Origin of the sequence: Leifsonia sp. ALI-44-B (assembly GCF_001984125.1) — a bacterium.
Taxonomy (GTDB): domain Bacteria; phylum Actinomycetota; class Actinomycetes; order Actinomycetales; family Microbacteriaceae; genus Okibacterium.
The window spans coordinates 1,286,468-1,300,239 of the sequence record NZ_MTQL01000007.1 but is presented as its reverse complement, the minus strand read 5'-3'; the positions used below and the strand labels follow the sequence as shown (position 1 = coordinate 1,300,239).

Below are 13,772 nucleotides of genomic sequence, written 5' to 3'. Positions count from 1 at the left end.
GCCGACTTGCGGGCGGTGGCGCTGCCGGGGCGCGGGTTGGGCGGGGCGACGCAAGTGTGGCTACGCGGCGCAGGCTTGGCAGCGCGGCGCATGTCAGGCAGCGCGCCTCAGGTCAGGCAGCGCGCCTTAGGTCTGACAGCTCGGCTTAGGTCTGACAGCTCGGCTCAGGTCTGACGGCTGGGCTCAGGTCTGGCAGCGCGGGCACCAATAGGTGACGCGCATTTCAAGTTCCGTCGCTCCGAGTTCGCCCTTGCGGATCGGCGTTCCGCAACGGCGACAGGGGCGACCCTTGCGGCCGTACACCCAGGTCTCTTGCCCGGGCCGCTGGTTGCCGGTGGTGATGCGGCGGGGACGGTCGCGGTTGGCGTGCAGCAGCCGATAAGACAGTTCGACCGCCGCGGCAATATCGGTTTCGCCGATGGGGCGAGTGGGCAGGATGCCACGGATGAAGCAGATCTCGTTGGCGTACTCGTTGCCGATGCCGGCGAGGTTGCGCTGGTCGAGCAAGGCAACAGCCGAGGGCCGCTCGGGTTCAGCGGCGAGACGGGCCGCCGCTTCGGCCGCATCCCAGTCGCCTCCGAGCAGGTCGGGCCCCAGATATCCGACGGCTTCGTCTTCGTCGCGCGTCTCGAGCAATTCGACGATGCCGAGGTCGAAGCCGACGGCCACCCATTCGTCGGTCTCGATGATGGCGCGGGCTTGATAGTTGGGGCGCTTCCATGCTGTGCCCGGACGGTAGAGGTGCCACTCGCCTTCCATCTTGAGGTGACTGTGCAGCGTGTGCGTGCCGATGCGGTGCAGGAGGTGTTTTCCGCGGCTGGCGACGTTGTGGATGGTGTCGCCCGTGAGGTCGCTGGTGGCGAACCGCGGCACGCGCAGGTCGAAGCCGGTCACGGTGCGGCCGGCGAGCGCCCGGTCGAGGCTGCGGGCGGACCGGTATACGGTATCGCCCTCAGGCACGTCGAATCCGCAATCCGCGCGGGGTCTCGGTGAACCCGGCTTCGCGCAGGGGGACGGCTATGGGCGCGCCGAGAGCGAAGTCGCCGTTGACCTTTTCGATGGCCAGCTTGTCGACCCGGCCGGAGGTGACCGTGCGGCCGAGGGACAGCGCGGCGGCGTGGAGAACGTCGGCGTCGTCGGTGAAGGCGAGCATGGTCTTGCCTCCGCGTTCGAGGTAGAGCACGAGCGCACCGTCGACGAGGGTGACGAGGCCACCGGCTTTGCGGCCGGGGCGGTGTTTAACGCCCGTGGCTTCGCTGCCGGGCCAGGCGAGGGCCGCGCCGTAGGGGTTGGCCGGGTCGGTGGCGGCGAGGGTGAGGGCCTGGAGTTCGGGCTTTTCGGTGGTGCTGTCGACGGGGCGCGAGAAGCTGCGCAACCGGTCGATCGTGCCGGAGGAGGCGAACTGCGCCGCACCCAGCTTCTCGACGAAGTAGCCGCGCCGACAGCGCCCGGATTCTTCGAATCCCGAGAGCACGCGGTAGGTGAGCGCGAACCCTCCGGGCACCCCCTCGGCCACGACCGAGCCGCGCGTGACGACGCCATAGCGCTCGAGCAGGAAGTCCGCCGTGGCGGCGGCGCGCACCGTCGTGTCTTGCTCGGCGAGCGGCAGGATCGACCAGCGGCCGCCGAGCGTGGGACCGCCGATGCGCGTGGCCATGGTGGGCCGAGGCACGCTGCGGCCACGATACATGCGGGCGCGCGGGGTGCGCCGCGCGGTGCGGTGCGCTCCTCCTCCGCCGAGGAGCGTGCGCAGGGGCGAGAAGGTGTCGTTCGTGATCAGCCCCGCCCAGACCAGATCCCAGAGCGCCTCGACGAGCATTTTGTCGTCGGTCGACCCGGTGGCCTCGGCGAGTTGCCCGAAGAAGTAGGCGCCGCCTCCCCCGAGGGTTCCGAGTATCTCTTGCTGCAGGGGGCTGGGTGTGTGTTCGGGCTGGTCGGTGAGGGTGAGCGACAGCGTGTCGGCGAGGTGCAGGCTCACCCATCCGTCGTTGCCGGCGAGCGTTCCCGCACCGGACCAGACGACCTCGCCCGTCGACGTGAGTTCGTCGAGCATGGTGGGCGAGTAGTCGGCGACGCGCTCGGGCAGCACGAGCGATTCCCAGGCGGATGCGGGGATGGGCACGCCGGCCAGCTGCTCGATGACGGCTGCAACCCCGTCGACGCCCTTGAGGCGCCCACCCGTGTGTTGCCACGCGGGCAGGAAGCGTCCGAACGCCTGCTGGTCGACGGGTTCCACCTCGTGTCGGAGCGCCGCCAGTGAGCGCAGGCGCAACCGACGCAGCACTTCGGCGTCGCACCACTCGGTCGAGCCGGCCGCGTCGGCCGTGAGCCCGGCACGCCCGCCGGGCAGGAATTCGCCGCTGATGACGCGACGGTCGGCGGTGAGCCGGTTGAGCGTCTGTTGCACGACCGCCGACCCGAGGCCGAAGCGTTCGGCGACGGCGTGCGTGGTGAAGGGCGCGTGCGTGCGGGCATAGCGGGCGACGAGGTCGCCGACGGGGTCGGCAACGGGTTCGATGAAGGCAACAGGCACGCCGATGGGCAGCGGCACGCCGAGCGCGTCGCGCAAGCGTGAGGCGTCTTCGATGGCGACCCACCATTCGCGCCCGGCGAACGTGACGGGCAGCGCCCGTTTGCTCGAGGCGAGGGCCGTGAGGTGCTGCAGCGCGTTCGGCCGGTCTTCTTCGCTCAACCGCGCCTCGATCTCGCCGAGTCCGAGCGGGCCGAGGAGGCGCATGAGGTCGGCCACCCCTTCGACACCGTGCATCTGCCGCTCGGGGGCGAGCCGCTGCAATTCGAGTTCGGTCTGCTCGATGACCCCGGGGTCGAGGAGTTCTCGCAGCTCGACCCGGCCGAGGAGTTCGCCGAGCATGGTGCTGTCGATGGTGAGGGCCGCGGCACGACGCTCGGCGAGGGGGCTGTCGCCCTCGTACATGAAGGCGCCGACGTAGCCGAAGAGCAGCGAGCGAGCGAAGGGCGAGGGGTCGTCGGTTGTCGTGTCGACGATGCGGATGGCGCGGCTGGCGATCTCGCGCGCGATGCCGAGCAGCGACGGCAGGTCGTAGGCGTCTTGCAACACCTCGCGCACGGTCTCGAGAATGATCGGGAACGTGGGGTATTTTCGCGCCACGTCGAGCAGCTGGGCGCTGCGCTGACGTTGCTGCCACAGCGGCGACCGTTTGCCGGGCGAGTAGTTCGGCAGGAGCAGGGCGCGCGCGGCGCATTCGCGGAAGCGCGACGCGAACAGGGCCGACCCGCCGACCTCTTCGGTGACGATCTGCTGCAGCTCGTCGGGCTCGAAGACGAACAGGTCCGCGCCCGGGGGCTCTTGGTCGCTGTCGGGGATGCGCACGATGATGCCGTCGTCGCTGGCGACCGCCGACCCATCGACTCCCAGCCGCTCTTGCACGCGTGCCCCGATGGCGAGCGCCCAGGGGGCGTGCACCTGCATTCCGAACGGCGAGTGCAGGATGACGCGCCAGTCGCCCAGCTCGTCCCTCGAGCGCTCGACGACGAGCGTCTTGTCGGTGGGCACATGCCCGGTCGCCTCGCGTTGCTCGCGGAGGAACGTGGTGAGGTTGCCGATGGCTTTCTCGTCCAGGCCCGCGGCCTGCAGGCGCAGCGCGCTCTCGTCCGCTGTGGCCCCGTCGATATCGCGGATGAATGCGCCCACCGCCCGGCCGAGCTCGGCGGGCCGGCCGAGGCCGTCGCCTTTCCAGAAGGGGAGCCGCCCGGGTTGGCCGAAGGCCGGGGTGACGAGCACACGGTCGTGGGTGATCTCTTGGATGCGCCAGCTGGTGGCGCCGAGCGCGAAGACGTCTCCCACGCGGGACTCGTAGACCATTTCCTCGTCGAGTTCGCCGACGCGCGCGCCGGGCCCCACACCGGTCGTGCTCTTCTCGCCGGGAACGGCCTCGCCGACCATAAAGACCCCGAACAGGCCGCGGTCGGGGATCGTGCCACCCGAGGTGACGGCCAGACGCTTTGCGCCCGGGCGACCCGAGATGGAGCCCGCGTCGCGGTCCCAAACAATGCGCGGGCGCAGTTCGGCGAACTCGTCGGACGGATAGCGACCCGCCAGAAGGTCGAGGGTGGCCTCATAGGCCGAGCGCGGGAGGTTTTGGAAGGGCGCGCTGCGGCGCACGGTCTCGAACCACTCCTCGACATCGAGGTCGTCGACCGAAGCCGCCGCGATCGTCTGCTGAGCGAGGATGTCGAGCGGGTTGGTGGGCACCTGCAGCGACTCGATCAGGCCGTCGACCATGCGCTCGGAGGCGACGGCCGTGTGCACGAGGTCGGCGCGGTGCTTGGGGAAGAGGATGCCGCGAGAGGTCTCGCCCACCTGGTGACCGGCGCGACCGACGCGTTGCAGACCGCTGGCGACCGACGGCGGCGACTCGACCTGCACGACCAGGTCGACCTCGCCCATGTCGATGCCGAGCTCGAGGCTCGACGTGGCGACCACGCAGCGCAGACGGCCCGTCTTCAGGTCGTCTTCGATGACGGCGCGCTGTTCTTTCGACACCGAGCCGTGGTGGGCGCGCGCGAGCACGGGCGCGTCATCGGACTCGGCCGAAGCGGTGGATGCGCCGGCCCGCGAGCCCTGCGTCTGACCACTGCCACCCATCATCTCGGCCGGCGCACGACGAGGGGCCACGGCGGTGGAAACGGGAACGCCGACGGAGCTCGAATCGAGCGCTGCTTCTGGTGCCGCACCGGCTTGAGCACCGAGGCCAGCGGCAACCAGGGCATCGGACGCGGCGGGGGCGCCCAGAACGGCCCCTGACGAGGAACCCGCACCGGCGGCATCCGTTTCGGTCGCAGCGCTGGATGCAGCGCCCATCGCCAGGCGCTCTTCGTAGATCTCGTTGAGCCGCGCGGTCAGCCGCTCGGACAGCCGCCTCGAGTTGGTGAACACGATGGTCGATCGGTGCTCGAGGATGCGGTCGACGATGGCCTCTTCGACGTGCGGCCAGATCGAACCGGTGTTCTCTTCGGGCGTGAAGACTCCCCCGGCCGAACCTTCGCGCGGCGAGGTGTCGACCACGCCGGGGTTGGTCATATCGTCGACCGGCACGACGACGCGCAGGTCGAACTTCTTGTTGGACGGTGGCGCCACGATCTCGACCTCGGCCCGGCCACCCAAGAACCGCGCCACCTCTTCGCGCGGCCGCACGGTGGCCGACAACCCGATGCGCTGCGCAGGCTTCTCGAGCAACCGGTCGAGGCGCTCGAGCGACAGGGCCAGATGCGCCCCGCGCTTGGTGGCCGCGACGGCGTGGACCTCGTCGATGATGACCGTCTCGACACCCGTCAAGGTGTCGCGCGCCTGGCTCGTGAGCATGAGGTAGAGCGACTCGGGCGTGGTGATGAGAATCTCGGGGGGATGCTTGAGCAGCGCCCGCCGGTCGTTGGCGGCCGTATCGCCCGAGCGCACGCCGACGGTGACCGACGGCGGCTCGAGACCTAGGCGCTTGGCCGTCTGCGTGATGCCGACGAGCGGCGCACGCAGGTTGCGCTCGACGTCGACGCCGAGCGCCTTGAGCGGGGAGATATAGAGGACTCGCGTGCCCGGCTGCTCACGCGGCTCGGCCATCAGGCGATCGAGCGACCACAGGAACGCGGACAACGTCTTGCCCGACCCGGTGGGAGCGACGACGAGGGCATTGTGGCCGCGCGAGACCGCATCCCACGCACCGGCCTGGGCCGCGGTGGGCGCGGGGAAAGCGCCGCTGAACCATTCCCTGGTCGCGGGAGAGAACCGTTGCAGCACGTCGCCCATGCCACCATCCTGCCCCCGACCACTGACATTCGTCGGGGAGCGGCGGGCACCTTGTGGAAGGCACCGCCGTGCACTAGCGACTCAGGCCGCGAAACCGCGTTCCACGAAGCCGGCGATATCGGTGAGTTCCTGGGGCGAGACGGCGTGGCCGAGACCCTCGTAGATGCGCCCGCTCAGGGTGCTGTGTGCCGGCAGCCAATCGGTCGTGCGCACGATCGCCGCCTCGGTGATGACGTCGTCCTGGGTGCCGCGGCCCCAGAACACAGGCGGGAGCGACTCGGCGAGCGCGACATCCCCCGCTCGTTCGCCCTCGTAGACGAAACCGGAGAGGTTGACGACGAACGAGAAGCGCTCGGGCTGGCGGCGCATCAATTCGATCGCCATGACGCCTCCCTGCGAGAACCCCAGCAAGCCGATCTGGGTCGGCGGCGTCTCGAGCGCGTCGAGCCACGCGAGAACCGCATCGATGGATGCCTCGGGCGTGGCGTCCGCGGCGACGGCGGGCGTCTTCGGCGCGACCTCGCCGTCGTCGGAAGCGAGACCGGGAAGGGAGACATCCGCTCGTCGTTTCAGGCGGAACCAGGAGTACCCGTCGATGGGCCAGGGTGCCGTGAAGGGCGCCCGCAACGACGCGATGACGGGCGAGAGCGGCAGGTAGGGCGACAGAGAGAAGAGGTCGGCTTCGTTCGACCCATACCCGTGCAGGATGACGAGGAGCGGGCGCCCCTCACGCTGCTGCGGGCCGGCCGACCACAGGACGGCGCTCTCGTCGATCCGTACGTCGTCCATGCCGCCTCCATATCGTTCTCCACAGCCTGTCAGGCAGCATATCCATCCACACCGACACTGCCTACGTCGCTTCCGCTCGTCCGAGGGGGTAAGAATGGACCATGGCCGTTCGCACCCCAGACCCCGACCCCACGCCCGATCCCGGTGGCAATACCAACGCCGGGTGGCTGAGCGATGTCGAACTCGAGCAGATTCGCCGTCGCCTGCCCTTGCTCTATGTCGAGGCCGTGCCCGTGCGCGTCGACGGGTTGGGCAACGTCACGTCGGTGGGGGTGCTGCTGCGCGCCACCGCGCTCGGCGAGATGACCCGCACCATCGTGTCGGGCCGCGTGCTCTATGGCGAGACACTCCGCGATGCGCTGTTCCGGCATCTGGAGAAAGACCTCGGGCCCATGGCCTTCCCGTTGCTGCCCGCCTCGTCGGTGCCGTTCCAGGTGGCCGAATACTTCCCGATCCCCGGCGTGAGCGCCTACACCGATGATCGGCAGCACGCCGTGTCGATGGCCTACGTCGTGCCTGTGACCGGCACATGCGAGCCGCGGCAAGATGCCCTCGAGATCACGTGGATGACTCCCGAAGAGGCCGCGTCCGACGATGTGGCGTCCGAGATGGAGGGCGGTCGCGGGGCACTCGTGCGCGCGGCTCTCGCCTCGGTCGGCGCGCTGCGCTGACCGAACCGCTCAGCACTGACGGAACCGCTCCGCACTAACGGAACCGCGCAACGCTGACGGAACCGTGCAGCGCTGACGTGACGGCGAAACGGTCAGGCGTCGCGGATGTCCTCACCCTGCACCAGGGCCACCCACTTCGTGAGGAAAACCGCGCCCGCCTCGTCGTGGATGAGCGAATCGTGGTGGTAGATCGGGTAGGTCTTCTCGGGCACGCCGTCGGCCGGGCGCACGTCGATGTGAGCGACGTCGTGGCCGTGCTCATGCAGCCAGTCGGCCATCGCGTAGTCGCTGCGCGAGTCGCCCATGGTGCGCCACGAAACCGGCATCGTCACGCCATCCTGCTCGAGCAATTCGACCAGACGCGCCGCGCCCAGGTCTTTGCCCACCCGCACCGACTCGATATCGGTCGAGATGATCGTCGGGTCCACCCTCACCGTGACGAGGCCCTCGGCATCCGGTCGGTGATCGTCGTTGCGCAAGACGCCGATGCCGCGAGCCGACAAACGCTGCATGGCCTCTTCGTCGAAGACGGGCTGGACCGCCAGATAGTCGGCCGATTCCACGCCGACATGCTGCTCGACCGACACCATGGCTCGCTTCGTGCGGTCGAAGAACATGCTGTCGGCAAATCGGTCGGCCACCAGCTGCTCGATCTCGCGCGAATAATCCTCGTCGAGCGCGAGGGATGCGTCGACGAAGATGTCCTCCTCGGCGATGTGCTCGGTGGCCGCCGGAATGCGGAACCACACGGCGCCCTTCTCGCAGATCGCATATACCCGCGCGGTCTCGGCGAGGCCGGCAAGCCGCAGCTCGGGCACGACGACGTCGCGGATGAAAGCATCCGATCGCCCCGTGTTGAAAGCGACGGGCACCCCCGCGTTGGCCAAGGCCACCAGATCGGTGGCAATGCTCGGAACGGCCATGGTGCGTGTGACAGGGCTGGCGATCGGGCCGTCGACGTCGAGCAGCAGACCGAGGGGCGGAGGTGTCGTCATGTCGCCAGTTTACGGGCGCATACGAAACGGCCCCCGACGCAGAGGTCGAGGGCCGTCGGGGACAGAGATCCCGGAAAATTCAGGCGCGGCTGCGGATGTAGCGCAGCAGCCAGATGATCGCGCCGATGAGCACGAGCGCGAGACCCAGCCAGATCAGGAACTTCAACGTGGCGACGACACCGCCGACGATGAGCAGGATGATTCCGATGACGATGAGTGCAATGAGAAGAGGCATGGCCTCCACTATTCACCCCTCGAGGACTCGCGCAAAACGCCGCCACGGGGGTTGCACGCACCTCTTGTCGTGTGGTGAGGCTCGAACGGCGCGCCCGACAAATGCGACAGACCACCCCTTGGCATGTGAAGATTAAACGAAAGCTCGAAGGTTAGGGATTATTTGATGAGTCTACGCAGGCGTGCCGTCGTGGCGATCGCAGCATTCGCACTCGTCTTCAGTTCGATGGGGATCGCGTCACCGGCATTCGCCGACGACTACCCGAGCTGGGACGACGTGCAGAAAGCGCGCCAGAACGAAACCTCGAAAGCGGCGGAGATCGACAAGATCAACGGCCTCATCGACCAACTCTCGACCCGCGTCGCCGAGGCGCAGTCCGCGGCCGTCGTCGCGGCCAATGCCTATCAAGAGGCACTCGATAAGGCCACGGCCGCCGAGGAGGCCCAGGCCACGCTCGAGACGCAGCTCGCCGCCGCCACCGAGAAGGCCGCCGCATCGCAGAAGCAGGCAGGGTCGCTCTTCGCCCGCCTGGGCCGCATGAACAACGGTGACTCGAGCGCCGGCATCTTCGTCGATGCCAAGAACGCCGACCAGACCCTCTACAAGCTCGGCGCCCTCTCCCAGCTGACGAGCCGCAGCGCCGACGTGCTCGAGAACGCTAAGAAGGACGCCAACCAGGTCACGGCGCTGACCGACCAGGCGAAGGTTGCGGCCACCGAGCTCGAAGCCCTCCGCGCCGACGCGGAAACCAAGCTCCAAGCGGCGAATGACGCCGCATCGGCGGCGCAAGACGCGCTGACCGAGCAGGAACAGAACGAAGACCGACTCACCGAGCAGCTCGCGAGCCTGAAGGGCACTACGGCCGAGGTCGAGAAGGGCTACCAAGACGGCGTTGCAGCCCGTAAGGCTGCCGCAGAAGCAGCAGCCCGCGCCGCCGCCGAGGCAGCCGCTCGCGCCGCCGAGGCCCGCCGCGCCGCCGCAGCAGCGGCAGCCGCCCAGGCCAACGCCGGTGGCGGCGGCGGCGGTGGAGGCGGCGGCGCTGCTCCCGCCCCCGCACCGGGTGGCGGAGTCGGAAGCGGCACCGGAACCTTCTTCTCCCCATCAGCCCAGGGCTGGTGGCGTCCCGCTGCGGGCGGCATCACGTCGTGGTACGGCCCCCGCCAGATCCTGTGCGGCGGCACCGGTTGCTCCACGTCGTTCCACTACGGCATCGACTTCGGCGGCGGCTGCGGCTCCACCATCAAGGCCACGGCCGGCGGCCGAGTGACGTTCGTCGGCAACGCCGGTGCGTTCGGAAACCGCGTCATCATCAACCACGGTGGCGGGGTCGAGACGGTCTACGGACACATCCTGGGTGGTTCTACTCGCGTCAGCGTCGGTCAACAGGTATCGGGCGGTCAAGCCATCGCGTCCATCGGTCGCACGGGCGTCGCCACCGGTTGCCACCTCGACCTGAAGGTGCAGATCGGTGGGTCGCCCACGAACCCGGCCACCTACCTGCGCGCCCGCGGGGTCGTCGTCTAACCTGGCACCAATGATCACCAGAGGAGGGGGTTCTCGCTGTGACGAGAACCCCCTCCTCTGCGCTTGAGGGAGCGTCGTCCCTACCGACGAGCAGCGGTACGTGAGCGTCGGCGTCGGACTGCCAGCGCGAGGCCGAGCAGGGACGCGGTGACCGCAACCGCGAGCGGTACGCGGACATCCGACGCACCGGACTGGGCTAGCGTGCTTTCGGCCGACGAGCGGTTTCCAGCCGAGTCGCGCTTCGGGCCCGCCGCTGGCGCGGCTGATGCAGCCTGCGTCGGAGCCTGGATCGGCGTCGCCGTGGGACTCGGCGTAGCTGTGGGACTCGGCGTAGCTGTGGGACTCGGCGTAGCTGTGGGCGGCGTTTCTCCCCCGCGCAGATGAACCGTCGCCGAGAAGTTCGAACCGTCCTGGCGCGCAAAAAGCAGGTTCTGGGTGCCAGCCGCGGCCTCCTGCGGCACGGTCCAGGTCGATGTTACCGATCCCTCGTCATCAGCGAGGAGGTCCTGCGCGGGGCCTACGGGAGGCTCGAAGCGGAACGGCTCTCGCGGAATGAGGCCCGTTATGTCGATCGACACGACACCACCTCGGTCCGCCTCGGTCGGAGTGGCCGTGGCTCGGGCCTCCGCCGGGCGACGCAACGCCTGGGCTGCCGCTCCGAAGATGGCAACCGTCTGATCGACCACCGCGGCCCGGGCGGACTCGAACGCGCCCGAAGTGACCTGTCCGGCGGGGATCGACGCATAGTCCAGTGACTTCGTGTGCAGGTGGCCGCCTGCTACGTCGGCGCGGCCCATCTGAACGCGCAGCCGGTTGGCACGGTACATGCTTTCGTTCGAGAGGTAGTCGCCGCCGCCGCCGTGCACGGCAAACCAGGAAGGATCGATCCCGGCAGCCGCGCCGCACTGCGTTTGCGCGGGTTCACGAAGTCCCGTCGGCGCAATACAGATCTGCTCGTTAAAACGAACGGGAGCCGGCCCGGTCGTTGCAGCAACGATCGCCTGCCACGGCAGCGTCGTCTCGATGAACTGAGGGGACGGCTCGGGCTGAGGCCACCCGAGAGCGGCGGGCGCTGCCGGCGCCTCCTGACGATAGCCCTCGGCTGATCCTTGACGGAGATTGTCCGGGTTCCCCCCGCGCCAGACCCCCGCGAAACGTTCGATGTCGAAGCCGTCGGGGCGCCCCTGGCTGATGGTGACGAGCATGTCGGTGCTGCGCGCGCCGTAGCGCAGGCCGGGGCCGTAGACGTCCTCGACGATGCCGGCGTCGAAGGCGGAGTAGGTGACGGGCAGGACGACGGCCTGGACGACGGCGGGACCGGTAGGCGTGTCGATCGTGGTTCCGTCGAGAACGAGCGCGGCCGAGCCGGAGGGGTTCGAGCGTTGGCCGACATCGTCGAGCAGGAATGGGTCGAACCCCGTTGTGAGGATGCGCCGGGTGCCCGCATCTTCGGAGTGCGCAACGTCGGCGAAACCTCGCGAGGATCGCTCGAGTGACTGCAGGAGACTCTCCAGGTGCTGGGCACGGGCCGAGTCGGCGGCAACCCAGTTCTTCACGGACATCCGGGCCGCCAAGCGCGCCCAATAGAGCCCGCGGTCGTCATACCTGTCACCGCTCGCCTCGGGATTCTTACCCTGCGCTCCGGCGACCGCACGAGTCCAGAGCGCCGCCCCGGCATCGGCCACGATCTGGGGTGCCTGGGTCGACGACGCGGTCTTCAAACGCTCGTCCAGTTCGGTGACGGGTGTCACGAGTCCGCTCGACTGTATGAATTGGCGGGATGTCGGTTCCGTCGATCCCGCCACGGCGTTGTTCAGCCGTGCCTCTTCGACGTTCGGTGCTGTGGAATCGGGCGAAGCGGAACCCGCAGCGACCGCGGGCGTTGCCAGGGAGAAGACCAGTCCACACACGAGGGAAGCTGAGGCTATCGCCGCGGGCGCCCAGCTCGTGCGCGCGAACCGTTGCGAAGATCTTGATGGGATGCCTCGCCGACGTGTGCGGGCGAGAAAAGCGGGTGATGGCACGGGGTTCCTCCGGAGGCTGGGCCCGCCACAAGGACGGGAGGACAGGAAGCTCTGTCCCGCGCAATATATCAGAGTTCCAATTTGCTCAACCGCGTTCGCTTCCACCGATTTACCGCGACGACTCCAGCGAGACCCCCGACGCGCCCACGCATGCAAAAAGCCCCTGACTCTCGAAAGAGTCAGGGGCTCGTGGCGGTGGCGGTGGGATTTGAACCCACGGAACGCTTTCACGTTCACACGCTTTCGAGGCGTGCTCCTTAGGCCGCTCGGACACGCCACCGAGAAAGAGTGTAGTTGACCGAGGCGGTCGAGCGCGAATCGAGGCGGGGATGGCGGCATCCGCCCGTTGTCGGTGGTGCCGGTTAGGCTCCTCGTATGACCAAACCCAGCTCCCAATTCACCTGCACCGAGTGTGGCTGGAAGACGATCAAGTGGGTCGGTCGGTGCGGTCAATGCCAGGCGTGGGGCACCGTGGTCGAGAGCACCAACGACATCGGCCAGCTCGCCCGACTAGCGCCCGTGCGCGTCAGCGATGCCCGCAGCGCGCGCCCCATCACCGATCTGCCCGAAACCGAGTTTCTGCGCTGGGCGAGTGGCATCGGCGAGTTCGACCGGGTGCTGGGCGGCGGCATCGTGCCCGGCGCTGCCATTCTGCTGTCGGGTGAGCCGGGCGTCGGCAAGTCGACCCTGCTGCTCGAGGTGGCCGCGCGTGCGGCCCAGGGAGCTCGGGTGCTCTACGTGAGCGCCGAAGAATCGGTGGGCCAGGTGCGTTTGCGCGCCAGCCGCACCGGGGCGCTCACCCCCAACCTGTTTTTGGCCGCCGAGACCGATCTGGCCACGATCCTGGGCCAGGTCGACGCGGTCGAGCCGAGCCTGCTGATCGTCGACTCCGTGCAGACGGTGTCGTCGTCGATGAGCGACGGGCTCGCCGGGCAGCCGGCGCAGGTGCGCGAAGTGGCGGCCACCCTCATCCGTGTCGCCAAGGAGCGCAACTTGCCCGTGCTCATCGTCGGGCATGTCACCAAAGACGGCACCGTGGCGGGGCCGCGCCTGCTCGAACACCTGGTCGACGTGGTGTGCCACTTCGAGGGCGATCGGCAGACATCCCTGCGCTTCGTGCGCGCGCTCAAGAACCGCTTCGGGCCCACAGACGAGGTCGGATGCTTCGAGATGACGGGCGATGGCATCGAAGAGGTCCCCGACCCCAGCAGCCTGTTCCTCAGCCGGGGGCTCGCCGTGTCGGGCACGGCCGTGGCCATCGCGCTCGAGGGCAAGCGACCCCTGCCCGTTGAAGTTCAGGCGCTCGTGGCGCCGAGTTCAACGCCCAACCCGCGTCGCGTCACTAACGGGGTAGATGGTTCGCGTCTCGCCATGCTGCTCGCCGTGCTCGAGCGGCGCGCCGGGGTGAAGCTGGCCGATAAAGACGTCTATGTGTCGACGGTCGGCGGCGTGCGGCTGGCCGAGCCCGGAGCCGATCTTGCGATCGCCATCGCCGTGGCATCGGCTGTGAAAGATCTCGCCATCCCCCACGACGTCGCCACGTTCGGTGAGATCAGCCTGGCGGGCGAGGTGCGGCCGGTCAACGGGGCGCGACAGCGACGCTCAGAGGCGCAGCGCCTCGGCTACAAGACCATCATCGATGCCGAGGCATCCACGTTGCGTGAGGCCCTGAGGTTGGCTCAGAGCGCCGCATCCACGCCGCGGGAGCGAGAACTCGACGCCGCCTTCTAGCGGCGCTCAGCGCCCGGCAGG

The 13,772-nt window shown here is 68.7% G+C and carries 9 protein-coding genes and 1 tRNA gene; 3 read left to right on the top strand and 7 right to left on the bottom strand.

All coding sequences use genetic code 11. The features are described 5' to 3' along the window. Nucleotides 1–183: 183 nt before the first annotated feature. From ALI44B_RS13135 to ALI44B_RS13125, 3 genes are all read right to left on the bottom strand, one after another. Nucleotides 184–960 carry a DNA-formamidopyrimidine glycosylase family protein gene (locus ALI44B_RS13135; protein WP_077055044.1) on the bottom strand — a complete coding sequence of 259 codons (777 nt, stop codon included), beginning with the start codon at nt 958–960 and terminating at the stop codon, nt 184–186. After that, nucleotides 953–5,782 (bottom strand): Lhr family ATP-dependent helicase, encoded by a 4,830-nt coding sequence (locus ALI44B_RS13130; RefSeq protein WP_077055043.1) that lies wholly within the window; start codon nt 5,780–5,782, stop codon nt 953–955. Before ALI44B_RS13130 ends, ALI44B_RS13135 begins: the two co-directional genes overlap by 8 nt. Before the next feature lie 81 nt (nt 5,783–5,863). Next, nucleotides 5,864–6,571, bottom strand: coding sequence for an alpha/beta hydrolase (locus tag ALI44B_RS13125; protein ID WP_077055042.1), 708 nt, complete (start codon nt 6,569–6,571; stop codon nt 5,864–5,866). Nucleotides 6,572–6,672: 101 nt separating this feature from the next. Between ALI44B_RS13125 and ALI44B_RS13120 the strand changes: the two genes are divergently transcribed. Next, entirely contained in the window at nt 6,673–7,242 is a 570-nt protein-coding gene (locus ALI44B_RS13120) for an NUDIX hydrolase family protein (RefSeq protein ID WP_077055041.1), read from the top strand. Nucleotides 7,243–7,334: 92 nt separating this feature from the next. Here the strand turns inward: ALI44B_RS13120 and ALI44B_RS13115 are convergent, their stop codons facing one another. Together ALI44B_RS13115 and ALI44B_RS16220 are read right to left on the bottom strand one after the other, a co-directional pair. Beyond that, nucleotides 7,335–8,237: a hypothetical protein gene (locus tag ALI44B_RS13115; protein WP_077055040.1), complete on the bottom strand. Its 903-nt coding sequence runs from the start codon at nt 8,235–8,237 to the stop codon at nt 7,335–7,337. A 79-nt stretch (nt 8,238–8,316) separates the two neighbouring features. Continuing rightward, complete coding sequence (locus ALI44B_RS16220; protein WP_179100273.1) at nt 8,317–8,472, bottom strand: hypothetical protein; 156 nt, start codon at nt 8,470–8,472, stop codon at nt 8,317–8,319. A gap of 165 nt (nt 8,473–8,637) precedes the next feature. On the opposite strand from ALI44B_RS16220, the gene ALI44B_RS13110 reads away from it, so the two are divergent. After that, nucleotides 8,638–9,996: a M23 family metallopeptidase gene (locus ALI44B_RS13110; RefSeq protein ID WP_143459259.1), complete on the top strand. Its 1,359-nt coding sequence runs from the start codon at nt 8,638–8,640 to the stop codon at nt 9,994–9,996. An 80-nt stretch (nt 9,997–10,076) separates the two neighbouring features. Here ALI44B_RS13110 and ALI44B_RS13105 read toward each other — a convergent pair whose 3' ends face one another. Both ALI44B_RS13105 and ALI44B_RS13100 read right to left on the bottom strand, forming a co-directional pair. Further along, a complete protein-coding gene (locus tag ALI44B_RS13105) occupies nt 10,077–11,906 on the bottom strand; it encodes a PA0049 C-terminal domain-containing protein (protein WP_077055039.1) in 1,830 nt (609 codons plus the stop codon). A 304-nt stretch (nt 11,907–12,210) separates the two neighbouring features. Further along, nucleotides 12,211–12,300, bottom strand: a tRNA-Ser gene (locus tag ALI44B_RS13100). Between the two features lie 95 nt (nt 12,301–12,395). Between ALI44B_RS13100 and radA the strand changes: the two genes are divergently transcribed. Continuing rightward, nucleotides 12,396–13,751 (top strand): DNA repair protein RadA, encoded by a 1,356-nt coding sequence (gene radA / locus ALI44B_RS13095; protein WP_077055038.1) that lies wholly within the window; start codon nt 12,396–12,398, stop codon nt 13,749–13,751. The last annotated feature ends 21 nt before the right edge of the window (nt 13,752–13,772 follow it).